Source organism: Mesorhizobium sp. U510 (assembly GCF_059180695.1).
On sequence record NZ_CP180532.1, the window covers coordinates 2,769,788 to 2,784,017 of the forward strand.

At 63.4% G+C, this 14,230-nt stretch carries 16 protein-coding genes and 1 pseudogene; 9 read left to right on the forward strand and 8 right to left on the reverse strand.

Going from position 1 to position 14,230, the window contains the following annotated elements:
- The first annotated feature begins 8 nt into the window (after positions 1-8).
- The 7 genes from cyoC to ACLGL5_RS15030 all read left to right on the forward strand — a co-directional run bounded on the left by cyoC (position 9) and on the right by ACLGL5_RS15030 (position 5,963).
- Positions 9-635, forward strand: a complete 627-nt coding sequence (cyoC, locus tag ACLGL5_RS15000) for a cytochrome o ubiquinol oxidase subunit III (protein ID WP_038644849.1) — start codon at positions 9-11, stop codon at positions 633-635.
- Positions 632-1,009, forward strand: coding sequence for a cytochrome o ubiquinol oxidase subunit IV (gene cyoD, locus ACLGL5_RS15005; RefSeq protein WP_038644851.1), 378 nt, complete (start codon positions 632-634; stop codon positions 1,007-1,009). Before cyoC ends, cyoD begins: the two co-directional genes overlap by 4 nt.
- Positions 1,006-1,821 carry an SURF1 family protein gene (locus tag ACLGL5_RS15010; protein WP_083246628.1) on the forward strand — a complete coding sequence of 272 codons (816 nt, stop codon included), beginning with the start codon at positions 1,006-1,008 and terminating at the stop codon, positions 1,819-1,821. Before cyoD ends, ACLGL5_RS15010 begins: the two co-directional genes overlap by 4 nt.
- A complete protein-coding gene (locus ACLGL5_RS15015; protein ID WP_069091411.1) occupies positions 1,818-3,170 on the forward strand; it encodes an ATP-binding protein in 1,353 nt (450 codons plus the stop codon). Before ACLGL5_RS15010 ends, ACLGL5_RS15015 begins: the two co-directional genes overlap by 4 nt.
- Positions 3,160-3,696, forward strand: a complete 537-nt coding sequence (locus tag ACLGL5_RS15020) for a response regulator transcription factor (RefSeq protein WP_069091412.1) — start codon at positions 3,160-3,162, stop codon at positions 3,694-3,696. Before ACLGL5_RS15015 ends, ACLGL5_RS15020 begins: the two co-directional genes overlap by 11 nt.
- 317 nt (positions 3,697-4,013) lie before the next feature.
- Positions 4,014-4,622: a cysteine hydrolase family protein gene (locus ACLGL5_RS15025; RefSeq protein ID WP_027047187.1), complete on the forward strand. Its 609-nt coding sequence runs from the start codon at positions 4,014-4,016 to the stop codon at positions 4,620-4,622.
- A gap of 102 nt (positions 4,623-4,724) precedes the next feature.
- Entirely contained in the window at positions 4,725-5,963 is a 1,239-nt protein-coding gene (locus ACLGL5_RS15030; RefSeq protein WP_069091413.1) for a DUF763 domain-containing protein, read from the forward strand.
- A gap of 35 nt (positions 5,964-5,998) precedes the next feature.
- Here ACLGL5_RS15030 and ACLGL5_RS15035 read toward each other — a convergent pair.
- The 5 genes and pseudogenes from ACLGL5_RS15035 to ACLGL5_RS15055 form a co-directional block, all read right to left on the reverse strand.
- Positions 5,999-6,432, reverse strand: a pseudogene (locus tag ACLGL5_RS15035) (PPC domain-containing DNA-binding protein).
- Between the two features lie 56 nt (positions 6,433-6,488).
- Positions 6,489-6,806 carry a hypothetical protein gene (locus ACLGL5_RS15040; protein ID WP_019860061.1) on the reverse strand — a complete coding sequence of 106 codons (318 nt, stop codon included), beginning with the start codon at positions 6,804-6,806 and terminating at the stop codon, positions 6,489-6,491.
- A 101-nt stretch (positions 6,807-6,907) separates the two neighbouring features.
- Entirely contained in the window at positions 6,908-8,620 is a 1,713-nt protein-coding gene (locus ACLGL5_RS15045; protein ID WP_069091414.1) for an HAD family hydrolase, read from the reverse strand.
- Positions 8,621-8,630: 10 nt separating this feature from the next.
- Positions 8,631-9,596, reverse strand: a complete 966-nt coding sequence (locus ACLGL5_RS15050) for an SDR family oxidoreductase (RefSeq protein WP_069093324.1) — start codon at positions 9,594-9,596, stop codon at positions 8,631-8,633.
- Positions 9,597-9,675: 79 nt separating this feature from the next.
- Positions 9,676-9,876 (reverse strand): KTSC domain-containing protein, encoded by a 201-nt coding sequence (locus ACLGL5_RS15055; protein WP_027047184.1) that lies wholly within the window; start codon positions 9,874-9,876, stop codon positions 9,676-9,678.
- A 138-nt stretch (positions 9,877-10,014) separates the two neighbouring features.
- Here ACLGL5_RS15055 and ACLGL5_RS15060 point away from each other — a divergent pair, with 138 nt between their 5' ends.
- Positions 10,015-10,629 (forward strand): alpha-ketoglutarate-dependent dioxygenase AlkB, encoded by a 615-nt coding sequence (locus ACLGL5_RS15060; RefSeq protein ID WP_069091415.1) that lies wholly within the window; start codon positions 10,015-10,017, stop codon positions 10,627-10,629.
- 42 nt (positions 10,630-10,671) lie between these two features.
- Here the strand turns inward: ACLGL5_RS15060 and ACLGL5_RS15065 are convergent, their stop codons facing one another.
- Positions 10,672-11,457 (reverse strand): SDR family NAD(P)-dependent oxidoreductase, encoded by a 786-nt coding sequence (locus ACLGL5_RS15065; protein WP_019860056.1) that lies wholly within the window; start codon positions 11,455-11,457, stop codon positions 10,672-10,674.
- 101 nt (positions 11,458-11,558) lie between these two features.
- On the opposite strand from ACLGL5_RS15065, the gene uxuA reads away from it, so the two are divergent.
- The gene (uxuA, locus tag ACLGL5_RS15070; RefSeq protein ID WP_069091416.1) at positions 11,559-12,743 is read left to right on the forward strand and encodes a mannonate dehydratase; all 1,185 of its coding nucleotides are present in this window, start codon (positions 11,559-11,561) and stop codon (positions 12,741-12,743) included.
- A 7-nt stretch (positions 12,744-12,750) separates the two neighbouring features.
- Here the strand turns inward: uxuA and ACLGL5_RS15075 are convergent, their stop codons facing one another.
- Together ACLGL5_RS15075 and ACLGL5_RS15080 are read right to left on the reverse strand one after the other, a co-directional pair.
- Positions 12,751-13,608 carry a sigma-70 family RNA polymerase sigma factor gene (locus ACLGL5_RS15075; RefSeq protein WP_069091417.1) on the reverse strand — a complete coding sequence of 286 codons (858 nt, stop codon included), beginning with the start codon at positions 13,606-13,608 and terminating at the stop codon, positions 12,751-12,753.
- Positions 13,608-14,084, reverse strand: a complete 477-nt coding sequence (locus tag ACLGL5_RS15080; RefSeq protein WP_069093325.1) for a carboxymuconolactone decarboxylase family protein — start codon at positions 14,082-14,084, stop codon at positions 13,608-13,610. The genes ACLGL5_RS15075 and ACLGL5_RS15080 overlap by 1 nt, the downstream gene beginning before the upstream one ends.
- Positions 14,085-14,230 lie beyond the last annotated feature (146 nt).

Here is a 14,230-nt window from a genome sequence, read left to right on the forward strand (position 1 = left end):
GTTTGAGCATGGCTTCGAGTGTAACCACGGCCGGCACCGGACCGGTCTTCCACCTGGAAGAAGAGCATGCGCATGCCGAAGGCAGCAGCACCATGCTCGGCTTCTGGCTCTATCTGATGAGCGACTGCCTGATCTTCGCCATGCTGTTCGCGGCCTATGGCGTGCTCGGCGGCAATTACGCGGCGGGACCCGCGCCGAAGGACCTGTTCGATCTTGATCTGGTGGCGGTCAACACCACCATGCTGCTCTTGTCCTCGATCACCTATGGCTTTGCCATGCTGACCATGGACAAAGGCCGCGTCGCGGCGACGCAAGCGTGGCTTGCCGTGACCGGCCTGTTCGGCCTGGCCTTCCTGTCGATCGAGCTCTACGAATTCGCCCACATGATCCATGAAGGCGCCACGCCGCAGCGCAGCGCCTTCCTGTCGTCCTTCTTCACGCTGGTCGGAACGCACGGGCTGCACGTCACCTTCGGCACCGTCTGGCTGGTGACGCTGATGACGCAGGTCGCCCGGTTCGGCCTCACCGAGGCCAACCGCCGCCGACTGATGTGCCTCTCGATGTTCTGGCATTTCCTCGACGTCGTCTGGATCGGCGTCTTCACCTTCGTCTATCTGATGGGAATGTTGCGATGAGCGCTCATGATCATGCCGAGGGTCACGGCCACGCCCATGGCGGCGCCGCGCACGGATCGTTCAAAGGCTATCTGATCGGCTTCGTCCTGTCGGTGATCCTGACCGCCATTCCGTTCTGGCTGGTCATGAGCGGCGCCATCGACAATAAGCAGGCCACGGCCATCGTCATCATGGCTTTCGCGGTGGTGCAGATCGTCGTGCACATGGTTTTCTTCCTGCACATGAACACCGCCTCGGAAGGCGGATGGTCGATGCTGGCGCTGATCTTCACGCTGATCCTGGTCGTCATCGTGCTGACCGGCTCGCTCTGGGTGATGTACCACCTCAACGCCAACATGATGCCGGGGCTTCACGACATGCGCGAGATGCCATGAGCCCGGCGCCGGGCGCGGGGAGGACCACTGCCGAAGTAAGGATCGGACAGGCCGGCATCAGCTTGCCCGCCGCGCCAGGAAGGGATGCCGGCAGGTCGTCCGCGTCGCGGCTTCTTCTCGCATTGCTCGGGCTCGTCGGCGTGGCGGTGTTCCTTGGGCTCGGCATTTGGCAGCTGGAAAGGCGGGTCTGGAAGCTCGACCTGATCGCCCGCGTCGACCAGCGCATCCATGCGCCGGTTGTCGATGCGCCGGGTCCGGCGACATGGGGTGGCATGACCGCGGCCGGCGACGAGTATAGCCATGTGCGATTGGCCGGACGGTTTTTGGGCGGCAAGAACACGCTCGTGCAGGCGGTGACGGAGCTTGGCGGCGGCTATTGGGTGCTGACGCCGATGCGGACAGACCGTGGCTTCGTCGTGCTGGTCAACCGCGGCTTCATCCCCCAGGAGCGCAAGGCCGAGTTCGAACAAGAGCGCGGCGGCCTCGGCTCGTCGACCGTCATTGACGGCCTGTTGCGCATGAGCGAGCGCGGCGGCGGCTTCCTGCGCAGCAACGATGCGGCGGGCAATCGCTGGTATTCGCGCGACGTCGTCGCCATCGCAGCCGCGCGCGGCTTGACGAACGACATCGCCCCTTATTTCGTCGATGCGGAAGCATCCGCGGGCGGGCCGCGCGGCGGCCTGACGGTCGTGACTTTCCGCAACAGCCACCTCGTCTATGCTTTGACCTGGTTCACGCTCGCTGCGATGCTTGCCGCGGCCTTGGCCGCGCCGATGATCGGCGCCCGCCGGCGGCAAGGACCGGCACGATGAGCGCCCCGACGCATACGCTTCGCAACGACAAATCCTTCGCGACCGCATCGCTTGCGGGCAACGGCGGCACGGCCTCGGATCCCGACGCGGCGAACAGAAAAAACCTGCTCCTGCTCATCCAACTGCGTTGGCTGGCGGTGGCGGGTCAGGTGCTCACCATCCTGGTGACGCAATACTGGTTCGACATCCCGCTGCCACTGGGGGAGATGGCCGGGGTGGTGGTTTTCCTGGTCGGGCTGAACATCTTCAGCCTGCTCGCTTTGCGCGGCCAGCGGCCGATCAGCAACGCGCAGCTGTTCGTCGCGCTCATCTTCGACATGGCGGCGCTGACGACCCAGCTTTACCTCAGTGGCGGTGCCTCGAACCCGTTCGTGTCGCTCTATCTCTTGCAGATCACGCTTGGCGCCGCGCTTTTGACGCCCTGGTCCACCTGGAGCCTGGTGGCGGCCGCCTCCGCCTGCTTCGTCTTCCTCACCTTCCAGTTCCAGCCGATCGCCATCCCGCATCACGGCGGCAGCGACCTGCTGGCCCTGCATATCAGGGGCATGTTCATCTGCTTCGTGCTGGCGGCCGGCCTGATCGTCATCTTCATGACGCGCATCAACCGCAATCTGCGCGAGCGCGATGCCTATCTCGCCGATCTGCGCCAGCACTCGGCCGAGGAGGATCATATCGTGCGCATGGGCCTGCTGGCCTCCGGTGCCGCGCATGAGTTGGGCACGCCGCTGTCGACCATCTCCGTCATCCTTTCCGACTGGCGCCAGATGCGCAGCGTCACCCGCAACCGCGAGCTGGCCGGGGACGTGGCCGAAATGCAGGCGCAGATCGAGCGCTGCAAAAGCATCGTCTCGGGCATATTGATGTCGTCGGGGCAGGCGCGGGGCGAAGGCACGATCCGCACCAGCATCCGCCATTTCCTCGACGATCTGGTCCAGGAATGGCGGGTCAGCCGCCAGCCGCTCAATCTGGAGTACAAGAACGATTTCGAACCTGACGAACAGATCGTCTCCGACACGGCGCTGAAGCAGGTCATCTTCAACGTGTTCGACAATGCTCTGGAGGCATCGCCGGATTGGGTCGGCGTCGCCGCCGAGCGGCAGGGCGAGAAACTGGTGATTTCGGTGCGCGACCGCGGGCCGGGCTTTGACGAGGGTATTCTGGCTGCGCTCGGCCAGCCCTATATGTCGAGCAAGGGGCGACCCGGCGGCGGCCTTGGCCTTTTCCTCGTCGTCAACGTGGTTCGAAAGCTGGGAGGTGACTTTTCGGCGCGCAACATCGAGCAGGGCGCCTGTGTTACGCTCTCGTTGCCGCTCGCGGCGCTGACCGATGGAGATGATCATGAGGCCTGATCGATCCCTGTTTATCGTCGAGGACGACACCACTTTCGCGAAGACGCTGAAACGCTCCTTCGAAAAGCGCGACTACGACGTCGTGGTCTGCCAAGGCAGGGAAGATCTGCTCGGCGCCCTCGAAACGGCGGTTCCAGCCTACGCCGTCGTCGATCTCAAGCTTGGCGCCGGCGGCTCCGGGCTGGAATGCGTCAAGCTGCTCAGCGCCCGCGACACGTCGATGAGGATCGTTGTGCTGACCGGCTTCGCCAGCATCGCCACGGCGGTCGAGGCGATCAAGCTTGGCGCATGTCATTATCTGGCCAAGCCCGCCAACACCGACGATATCGAAGCCGCCTTCGGCCGGGCCGAGGGCGATGTTTCGGTCTCGCTGAGCAGCCGTCCCACCTCGATCAAGAACCTCGAATGGGAGCGTATCCACGAGACGCTCGTCGAGACCGGCTTCAACATCTCCGAAACGGCGCGCCGGCTCGGCCTGCATCGGCGCACTTTGGCCCGCAAGCTCGAGAAACGCGTGGTGAGGTAGGCTCAACCGTCGTTCTTCAGTGTCGTGGTGCGGCAGGTCTATTCCGCAGCAAACCCAGATAAGCCGCTGGCTTGATCCATAATTGTAGTGGGGCTGTAACGAGGCCGGATCGTCGAACGTGCCGACATGCATCGCTACCTTGGTTGGGCGATGCATCGTAGGTCGGGCTGAGCGGCGATCCACAGGCTGAACGCGTCGACCAATCGCGTTGGTTGCCGCCGGTCCACCAGGAACGAGTCCTGGCTTATGGCGTTCCCGTGTCCTGGGCAGCAATGGGAGAAGTCCATGAGAAGACACCACCAGCCGGATATTCTTTGATGTCGGTGCCGGGCTTGGCATATGGGCCGTTGGGTCACGGCTGCATGCATGTCTGCGTGGATATGCAGCGGCTGTTCGCGGAACCGTCGCCGTGGGCGACGCCCTGGATCACGCGTGTCCTCCCTCAGATTGAGAGGCTCGTTGAAAGACGGGCAGAACAGACGGTCTTCACGCGCTTCCTTCCCGCGCAGAGGGCGGGGCAGGGTGTCGGGGCATGGAAGCGCTACTATGAGCGCTGGTCTTCGATGGCGATCGACAATATCGGCCCGGAAATGGTCGAGCTGTTGCCGTCATTGGCTGCTTGCTGTCCGCCGGCGGCGGTCATCGACAAGCATATTTATTCGCCCTGGTTTGAAGGCCGTCTGCGAGCCTTTCTGATGGAACACGAGATCGATACGCTGGTCATCACCGGCGGTGAAACCGACGTGTGCGTACTGGCCACGGTGCTCGGCGCCATCGATTTCGGCTACCGTGTCGTTCTCGTCACGGACGCGCTGTGCAGTTCTTCCGATGCAACGCATGACGCCCTGCTCACCGTCTATCACCAACGTTTCGCGCAGCAGGTCGAGACGGTCGAGATGGAGACGGTTCTTTCGAACTGGACTTGAATGTCACCAGGCGTCGAGGAGGCCGAAGCATCAGGTGCTTCTTCGCGCGGGCTCGGATACCTATCTGTCGAGACAAGACAGAGATCGGAACAGGCAACGGAATTGGCGCAACGATCGGGCAGTGCTGATCTTCCACTTCACGGCGGACGCGTGCCGAAGTGGCTCGGCGACCGCATGACGCGCCTTGGCGCCGTGATGTGCGAGGCGATCATCCATCATTATGGGCGCAACGAGCTGCTGCGGCGTCTGGCGCATCCCTTCTGGTTCCAGTCCTTCGGCGCCGTTATGGGCATGGACTGGCACTCGTCCGGCATCACGACCAGCGTCGTCGGCGCCTTGAAACGCGGTCTGACGCCGCTGTCGGGCGAACTCGGCATTCATGTCTGCGGGGGCCGTGGCGCCCACTCGCGCAAAACCCCGCATGAGTTGGCCGCCATCGGCGAGCGCATCGGCTTCGACGGAACCCGCCTGGCAAGCGTCAGCCGGCTTGTCGCCAAGGTGGACAGTGCCGCCGTCCAGGATGGGTTCGACCTCTATCTGCACGGCTTCATCGTCACCGATGACGGCGACTGGGTGGTGGTGCAGCAAGGCATGAACGGCGACAGCAAGGTGGCGCGCCGCTACCATTGGCTGTCCGAAGGTTTGAAGAGTTTCGTCGATCAGCCGCACGCCGCCATCGAGGGCGCCAACCAGGGCGAGATCGTCAACCTGACCGACCATCGTGCCGAGGCCTCGCGCCAGGGACAGCTGGACTTGCTCCAGGATCTCGGCCCGGACCGCATCCTGCGCGAATTCGCTGCCCTGGATGCGGGCACAGCGGCGGCTCCCGAACAGCCGATGCTGCCGCATCTGATCATGCCGGCTCACCATGATGTGCGCGAAAGCGATATCGTCATGCGCCGCCTGCATGGAAACATGGCCGCCGCCGCCGAACGCGGCCCGGCGGATTTCTCCGAACTTCTTCTGGTTCCTGGCGTGGGCGCGCGCACGGTGCGCGCGCTGGCGCTGGTCGCCGAAGTGGTGCATGGCGCGCCGTGCCGGTTTTCGGATCCGGGCCGGTTTTCAATCGCCCATGGCGGCAAGGACAGGCACCCGTTCCCCGTTCCGTTCAAGGTCTATGATGAGACGATCGGCGTGCTGAAGTCGGCTGTGCAGAAAGCCAGGCTTGGCCGCGAGGAGGAAATCGGCGCGTTGAAGCGGCTCGACGATCAGTCGCGGCAGGTCGAACGATATGTCACCGGCCCCAGCCTGAAGGAAATCGTTGCCGGCGAATTCGACCAGTCGCACCTGCTTGGCGGCCGCAGTGTCTTTGGCTGGGAGCCGCCGCCGGACAAGGCATGACAGGGGCAGGCTGAACTCCGCAGTCGGGCTCGAAATCAACCGTCCAGATCGATCAACGCAACGCCCAATTCCGGACGCCTGCTACGGCGCAGATGGCCGGGCGCCTCCACCAGGGTCACTTCCAGCGTCGGTCGCACCATGGCCTAAAGCAGGTGTCCACCCCGGGTCGTGCCGTCGCTCAATCCCAACACCGTATGAACGTGGAGGCTGGGCTTGCCGTCATCGCCCAGCGCCAAATCGCCGATGGCGCTCGGAACTTCGCATTGTTCGTCTTGCGGTAGGTCTTCGCATTGGGGTCGAACCAGCCCACGATCGCTCTTTCAAAGGCGCCGATCGCTGTCAGGGAAGCACTGTCGACTCCTTGGTCGATCGCGAAGGCGGTCAGCGCGGCGAATGCTTCTTCGCCGGGGTCGAGCACCACGACAAATGTTCGCTGTCCACCGGCCTCGCTGACGAGCCGCGATTTCATGCCTGTGCCCTCATCATGTTGGTCTTTCAGGACAGACCAAAGGGTGTTTGTCGACGTCAATGGGCATGGTGCTCGGCATTCCGCTTGCGCGTTGCCGCGGCCTTCCTCGCCGATTCCGACCGACTTGCAGCTGGGCGTGCGGCTGACGCCTTGCCGCCGCTTTTGCCGCCCTTGTGTGCCGCCGGGTGGCCGGTGTGCTTGCCGCGCCCGGAGCCGCCTTCTTTCTTGCCGCCGCCATCATCCTTGTTGACGGTCGCCCAGGCGCGGCGTTCGGCCTCCTTCTCGGAGACGCCGCGCTTCTCATAGCCTTCCGCAATGTGGTCGGCTTTGCGTTCCTGCTTGTCGGTGTATTTCGATTTGTCGCCTCGTGGCATGGCCGTATCTCCTGTTGAACAGGCTCTGAACGTGAAGCCGCCGGGTGAGTTCCAACCGATGCCTGAAAGGCTCATGGACAGGCGGAGCGACACGTTGCGCGCTAGTCTTCCGGTGCCGTGGCGGGAGCCGTGTAGCGGCGGCGCACTGCTTCCAGCACATGCTTGCGGCTCTCCTCGGCGGAGAGCTTTTTATCGTTCTCCGCCTCGGCGGTTTCGCGCGCCAGATCCTTGTCTCTGATCTGGTTGCGGAACCATTTGGAATAGTCGCCGGCACGCAGGTGGAACTCCCAGGTCCTGTCGTCGATGCCCTCGGCGATCTGAGCGAAAATCATCAGATTATGGGCCCTGAGGTTCATCGCATCGTCGGGGCCGTGGAAATAGAAACTGCCCGCCTCGTCGAGTTGCCCCTCGGCATATTTGCGGCTGTGCCGCTTAAGGGATTGACGCGGCTCGATGACCTTGACCACGGCGATCTTCTTGCGTTTCTGCGGTCGCCAGAACAGCACGCGCTCGCCCTTGGGAGGGGCCATGTCCTTGGGCGGGTCGATGCCGGTCTCGCTGCAGTAGGCCTTGACGACATCCTTCGCCTTGGGGCCAAGGGCGATGATGGCGGTCACCAGGCGCAACGCGTCGGTCGAGATCGCTTCGGGATGCACTGTGATCAGCACCGTGCCCGGCAATTCCAGGGACAGGATCGTGCGCGTGTCATCGCGTCGTTTGGGCAGAAGGTGGTGCGCTTCGTCGATGACGAGCCAGTGTGGCCTGGCCGTTCGACGTCGAAAACTGCCGAGGCCAGGCAGCAGGTCAGCAAAGAAATCTGGGCGTTCATTGACGCGCAGCGCCAATCCATTGATGACGACATTGCTGTCGGCTTTCTCGATGAGGTCCAGCACTTGCGCCTTGGTCGGCGCGCTTGAGCCGTCGCCCAGACGCACGGCGCCTTCGAGGCCGTCATAATCGCCTTCGGGATCGAAGATGCAGAATTGAAACCCGCTCTCGACGAAGCGTTCCGTCAGCGCGGTGGCCAGGGTGGACTTGCCAATGCCGGAGCTGCCGGCGATGAGGACCGTGTCGGTTGGCGACAGATAGATATCGTCGCCGCCGGCGGAGCCCAGCACGATGCCGTCATGCCGCCTTGGCAGGATGTCGTGATCGCGTTTGATTAGCCTGTCGATGAGCTCCTCCACGCCTTTCCCGCGTGCGCCACGCGTGACCATATCCGCTGTGGTCTTGACCGCGGGAATCGCATTGTCGACGGCGACGCTGCAGCCGCAGGCCTTCAAGAAGGCATGGTCGTTCTCGGCGTCGCCGACACCGACCACATTGTGTGGCGACAGCCGGAGATCCTGCAGCGCCGCGGCCAGCCCGGTGGCCTTGTTGATGCCGCTCGGCAGGATCATCACCGCGCCCTTGTTGAAGATGATTTCGAGTTCGAGCCCCATCTTCTTGATGGTTTCGAGCACCGTGGCCTGATGCGGCTCCCAGGTCGCGACGATCGACCGGCCGACCGACAGCGGCTTGACGCCCTGCTTCTTCAGTCTGGAGACGAATTCGGCTTCCGGCGATGGTGAGATGACCCGCTCTTCCTCACTGGCCGGCGTGTAGATCAGCGCTCCGTTCTCGGCGACGACCTTGTCGAACAGGCCGATCTCGGGAAAGACGCGCTTGAGGTCAGGCAGCTCGCGCCCGGTCACAAGAATGAGCTTGCGGCCGCTTTTCTTGAACCGCTCCAGCGCGGCAAGAGTCTTCTTCGAGACGATCCCGTCATGCGCCAGCGTGCCGTCGTAGTCCGTCGCCAATGCGATGAAATACATTGCACGGACCTCAGTAGCCGCCGACCACGGGCAATATCTCGCCGGTGATGTAGCTCGAGCAATGCGGCGAGGCGAGAAACACATAGGCCGGTGCGAGTTCTTCCGGCTGCGCCGGCCGCTTCATCGGTGTATCCGCGCCGAACTTCGAAACGTCACCGGCTTCCTTGTCCGAAGGGTTGAGCGGGGTCCATACCGGACCCGGTGCAACCGCGTTCACCCGGATGCCCTTGCCGAGAAGATTGCCGGAGAGGGCGCGGGTGAAGGCATGGATGCCTCCCTTGGTCATGGAGTAGTCGACCAGCGCCTTCGACCCGTCTATGCCGGTGACCGAACCGGTGTTGATGATGGCCGAGCCCGGCTTCATATGCGGCACGGCTTCCTGTGCCATATGGAAATAGCCGTAGAGGTTGGTCTTCAGCGTCGTGTCGAAATGCTCTTCGGTCAGTTCGGCGAACTCGCTTGAATGAATCTGGAATGCCGCATTGTTGACCAGCACGTCGATGCGGCCGAATGCCTTGACCGTTTGCGCCACCGCGTTGCGGCATTGGTCGCGTTCGCTGACGTCTGCCTTCACCAGGATACAGCGCCGTCCTTCCGCTTCGACGGCGGATTTTGTCGCCTTGGCATCCCTGTCCTCGGTCAGATAGACAATCGCAATGTCAGCGCCCTCGCGCGCGAACAGAACCGCCACCGAACGGCCGATGCCGGAATCGCCGCCGGTGATGAGAGCGACTTTGTCTTCGAGCTTTTTCGATCCGAGATAGAAGGGCGCGTCGTAGAGCGGCGCCGGGTCGATCGCCCATTCATCCCCCGGCTTGGGATGATGTTGCTCGGGAAAGGGTGGCTCCGGATATTTTCGGGCGCCGGCCTGCATGGCGTGCTGGCCCTTGCCGTTGCCTTTCGATTTGTCCCTGGCATCGATGCCACGCTGGATGCGACGCTGCTTGGCGGCTTCGCTGGCTGTCTTGCTCTGCATGTCTGTCTCCTCGGCTTCGAGGAAGAACAACGCGCGTCGGACGAAAAGGTTTGCGCAAAAGACGATCTTGCCGCCAGCGTCATGCCACGCGGCGGTAGCTGTAGTGATCCCTGATGAATTCATTGAAGAAGCGGCCTTTCGAGGCAGCCTTCCTGAAAGCGGCATAGGTTGCCGGGGCAACGTCCGCATAGTCGTAGCGATGGCCGCTCGGCACGAACCAGACGGAGAGGATTCTGGTCGCGGGATCGTATTGTGTGCTCCGGATCGCGGTCGACGGCATGTTGGCAACCTGACTGCGCAGCCAGATAAATCCGCCAGAAATGGTCCGGTTCCCTGCCTTTCGCCACAGCACTATCTGTCGCGCACCCAAGAGCGACCCGATATTGCTCTGCGGCTCGGCCCTCACCATCTAGGCGGGATGTCGTCACTCAAATCGAAAGCCACCGGTCGCACTCCGGCATTCCAGCATGATCTCTTTGGTGCCGCGCAGGATCTGCCCGAAGGTTTTGCCTACCAGCCGGGATTGATCACGCCGCAGGAAGAGACAGAGCTTGCCCGGCATCTCGAGGGACTGCCGTTCCAGGCGTTCGATTTCCATGGCCATCTGGCAAACCGGCGTGTCGTCGGGTTTGGCCTGCGCTACGATTATGACCGGCGCGAAGTCGTCGAGGCGCTGCCGATCCCCGACTTCCTGCTGCCTGTGCGCGAGAGGGTCGCGGCCCTTGCGCGCCGGCCCGTCGAGGCTTTCGCGCAGGTGCTGATCAATGAATACCGGCCTGGCGCCGGTATCGGCTGGCATCGCGACAAGCCGCATTTCGAGGATGTCGCCGGCATCTCGCTGCTGGCGCCCTGCAGCTTCCGGCTTCGGCGAAAGAGCGGTGACCGGTGGGAGCGTCGGACCATCGTCGTCGAGCCAAGATCGGCCTATCTCATGACGGGACCTTCGCGCACGGAGTGGGAGCACAGCATTCCGCCGCTTGCCGAGCATCGCTACTCGATCACCCTGCGGACGCTGCGGTCACAAATCCCCTGAACATCACTCCGGCGATGAAAGGCCAGGCCGATCGCCGAGGCTCTACTTCACTCCGATGCCGGCGGTCAGGCCGCCGTCGATCTTGTAGTCGGCGCCGGTGCAGAAGCCGGCCTTGGACGAGCACAGGAAAGCGATCAACTCCGCCACTTCCTCCGGCTCGCCGATGCGGCCAAGCGGATGAGCCGCGCCGAAGCGCTTGTAGGCTTCCTCGACATCGGCGTCGCTGCCGTGGTCGCCACGCGCGGCCTTCTCCAGGATGGGCGTGCGGATCGAGCCCGGGCTGACCGAATTCACCCTTATGCCTGCTGCCGCGTAGTCGAGCGCCAGTGAGCGTGTCAGCGTATGGATGGCGCCCTTGGTCGTGGCATAGGCGGCGACATTCTGCTGGCAGGCGAAGCCCTGCACCGAAGCGACGTTGACGATGGCGCCGCCGCCGCGCTTGATCATTTCCGGAATGCCGAAATGTGCGGTCAGGTAGATCGAGCCGACATTGACCGTCATCGCCCGGTTCCAGGTTTCCCAATCGGTCGTCGTCGCGGTTCCGTACGGATGGACCGCGGCGGAATTGACGATGACGTCGATGCCGCCGAATCGTTTGACGCCGGCCGCGACCGCGTCACGCACCTGGTCGGAAACGGACACGTCGACTGTTTGCACCAGCGCGTCCGCTCTGGCCTTGGCAAGGCTTTCCTGCATGGCGGTATTGGCGGCCCGATCGATGCCGCAGGCGATGATCGCCGCACCGCCCTGCGCCAGCCGCCTTGCGGTAGCGAGCGCGATGCCGGTCGTCCCCGTTACCAATGCCACCTTGCCGTCGAAATCCTTCATCGCGGGAGCTCCTTCATGCGCTATCAAAACGTGGTTCTGAGTTTGACACTCATCGGTGTCAAACAATAGGTTGCCGGTCTCTCGCAAAAAGGAAAGTTGCAATGGAACAGTGCTGGCGCTGGTATGGTCCGGATGATCCGGTGACACTCGATCATGTCAGACAGGCTGGCGCCACCGGCGTGGTTTCGGCGCTTCACCACATCTACGACGGCAGAGCCTGGCCCGAAGCCGATGTGCTCGAGCGCAAACGGATCATCGAGGCCGCAGGCCTGACATGGTCGGTGGTCGAAAGCATCCCGGTCCACAATTCCTTCAAGATCGGCGCGCCCGAACGCGAGCGCTACGCCGGCTACTATCGCGACAGCATCCGCACGCTCGCCAAGGCCGGCATCGAAACAATCTGCTACAATTTCATGCCGGTGGTGGACTGGACGCGCACCGACCTGATGTATCGCCTGCCGACTACCGGCTATGCCTTGCGTTTCGACGCCATCGATTTTGCCGCCTATGATCTTTTCGTGCTGCAGCGCAAGAACGGCGCCGCCAGCTATACGCCGGCGCGGATTTCCGAAGCCGAGAAGCGGCTGAAGGCGTTGACGTCAGAGCAGGTCGATCAGATCGAGCGCAACCTCATCGCCGGCCTGCCGGCAACCGAGCGCAAATATGACCGCGACAGTTTCCGCGAGGCTCTGGCGGAGTATGACGGGATCGGGCCGAAGGAGTTGCGCGACAACCTCGCCTGGTTTCTGCGCGAGATCATTCCGGTCGCGGAAGAGGAGGGGGTGCGCATGTGCATCCATCCCGACGACCCGCCCTTTTCGCTCTATGGCCTGCCGCGCGTCGTTTCCACCGCGCAGGATGCGCGCTTCATCCTCAACGCCGTCGACAGCCCGGCCAATGGGCTGACCTTCTGCACCGGCTCCTACGGCACGCGCGCCGACAACGACATCGTCGCCATGGTCAAGGAATTCGCCGACCGCATCCATTTCGTCCATCTGCGCAACATCGCCATCGAGGAGGACGGCTCGTTCTATGAAGCCGAGCATCTCGAGGGCGGCACCGACATGGCGCATGTCATCCTCGCTCTGATGCAGGAGGAGGCGCGCCGCCGCAAGGAGGGCCGTGCCGACTGGCGCATCCCGATGCGGCCGGACCACGGCCACCTTCTTGCCGACGACATCGGCAAGAAGAAGATCAATCCCGGCTACTCGCTGATCGGCCGGCTGAAGGGTCTCGCCGAGTTGCGTGGCATCATGCGCGCCGTGGAGCAGTTCGGGCTGGCCTGAGCGGCGCCTAGTGGAGATGTCTGAGCTTGTCGGGATTGCGCACGACATAGATGGCCACGATCTTGCCGTCTTCGATGTCGAGTGCGGTGGTCTGGAATTCTCCATCGGCTTCCAGGGTGACGAACCCCGGCAACCCGTTGATGAAACCGACGCGGACAAGCTTCGAGCCATGCGTGCGCAACCAGGCCGCGACCTGTTCATACTGTCTCATGACGGCATCGAAGCCCAGGGCCGGCTGGGTGGCCGCCGGACGCTTGCCGCCACCGTCGGCATGGGCGATGACATCGGTCGCGAGCATGGCGCCAAGCGCCTTCATGTCGCCGCTGCGCGAGGCCATGAAGAAGGCCTCGGCAAGCGCTAGGCCGCGTTGCCTTTCCACCGTGAAGCGGGGCCGCGCCTCGCGGACATGGCCACGCGCCCGGGCCGCCAGCTGGCGGCAGGCCGCCGGGTCGCGCTCGATGGCGGCCGCGACCTCGTCGAACCCAAGCCCGAACACATCGTGCAGCAGGAAGGCCGCACGCTCGAGCGGAGACAGGCGCTCCAGCACCAGCATCAGCGGCAAGGTGACGTCCTCCACCTCGTCCTCTTCCACAACGGGATCGGGAAGCCAGGGGCCGACGTAGGTCTCGCGTTTGCGTCGCGCGGATTTGAGCTGGTCGAGACACAGCCGCGTCACCGTGCGGCGCAGGAATGCCTCGGGCTCGCGCACCGCGGCGCGGTCGGCCTTCATCCAGCGGATGAAGGCCTCCTGCACGACGTCCTCGGCGTCCGACACCGAACCCAGCATGCGGTAGGCTACGCGCATGAGCTTGGGGCGCAGCGGGCCGAAGCCCGCAGCGGCGTCGTCGGGCGCTGAGCTCGTCATCAGGCCGCGGCCACCCGGGCGGCCTTCACGGCAGCCGGGTCGGCATAGAGGCCGAAACCGACAGCGATACGGTTCCAGGCGTTGATGATGTTGATCGTCAAGGTAAGCTTGATCTGCTCCTCCTCCGTGAAATGCACCTTCAACTCGTCATAGGCGCTTGCATGGCTGGTACCTTCCGAGAGTCGGGTCAAGGCCTCGGTCCAGCCAAGTGCCGCGCGTTCGCGGTCGCTGTAGCAGGGCGCCTCGCGCCAGGCCGGCAAAAGGTAAATGCGCTGCTCGGTTTCCCCGTTCTCACGCGCCTCGGTGGCGTGAAGATTGATGCAGTTGGCGCAGCCATTGATCTGCGAGGCACGCAGCTTCACCAGTTCGGTGAGGCTGTGCTCGAGACTGGCAGCGGCGGAGAGCTCGATCGAAGAGCGTTGCCAGTTCTTCATCAGCGAAGGGGCAGCGGCGAAGAGGTCGATTTTTGCAGTCATGGTGGGCTTCCTTCTGTTGGTGCCGACCACATGACGAAGCAGCATCTGCCAGTGTGACATGCACGCCAGAATTTTCGTCCGTTGATGCGCGTCATTCGGCGGCCCACCGTCTGGCTCATAACTTGCGCGATGCCTAATATAAGAGC

Bases quoted from the DNA above. Each gene is read 5' to 3' on its own strand.
- uxuA (WP_069091416.1), top strand. From the start codon at position 11,559: ATGGAACAGTGCTGGCGCTGGTATGGTCCGGATGATCCGGTGACACTC.
- ACLGL5_RS15025 (WP_027047187.1), top strand. From the start codon at position 4,014: ATGTCGGTGCCGGGCTTGGCATATGGGCCGTTGGGTCACGGCTGCATG.
- ACLGL5_RS15050 (WP_069093324.1), bottom strand. From the start codon at position 9,596: ATGCAGAGCAAGACAGCCAGCGAAGCCGCCAAGCAGCGTCGCATCCAG.
- ACLGL5_RS15015 (WP_069091411.1), top strand. From the start codon at position 1,818: ATGAGCGCCCCGACGCATACGCTTCGCAACGACAAATCCTTCGCGACC.
- ACLGL5_RS15020 (WP_069091412.1), top strand. From the start codon at position 3,160: ATGAGGCCTGATCGATCCCTGTTTATCGTCGAGGACGACACCACTTTC.
- cyoC (WP_038644849.1), top strand. From the start codon at position 9: ATGGCTTCGAGTGTAACCACGGCCGGCACCGGACCGGTCTTCCACCTG.
- ACLGL5_RS15065 (WP_019860056.1), bottom strand. From the start codon at position 11,457: ATGAAGGATTTCGACGGCAAGGTGGCATTGGTAACGGGGACGACCGGC.
- ACLGL5_RS15010 (WP_083246628.1), top strand. From the start codon at position 1,006: ATGAGCCCGGCGCCGGGCGCGGGGAGGACCACTGCCGAAGTAAGGATC.
- ACLGL5_RS15060 (WP_069091415.1), top strand. From the start codon at position 10,015: ATGTCGTCACTCAAATCGAAAGCCACCGGTCGCACTCCGGCATTCCAG.
- ACLGL5_RS15080 (WP_069093325.1), bottom strand. From the start codon at position 14,084: ATGACTGCAAAAATCGACCTCTTCGCCGCTGCCCCTTCGCTGATGAAG.
- cyoD (WP_038644851.1), top strand. From the start codon at position 632: ATGAGCGCTCATGATCATGCCGAGGGTCACGGCCACGCCCATGGCGGC.
- ACLGL5_RS15075 (WP_069091417.1), bottom strand. From the start codon at position 13,608: ATGACGAGCTCAGCGCCCGACGACGCCGCTGCGGGCTTCGGCCCGCTG.
- ACLGL5_RS15055 (WP_027047184.1), bottom strand. From the start codon at position 9,876: ATGCCGTCGACCGCGATCCGGAGCACACAATACGATCCCGCGACCAGA.
- ACLGL5_RS15040 (WP_019860061.1), bottom strand. From the start codon at position 6,806: ATGCCACGAGGCGACAAATCGAAATACACCGACAAGCAGGAACGCAAA.
- ACLGL5_RS15045 (WP_069091414.1), bottom strand. From the start codon at position 8,620: ATGTATTTCATCGCATTGGCGACGGACTACGACGGCACGCTGGCGCAT.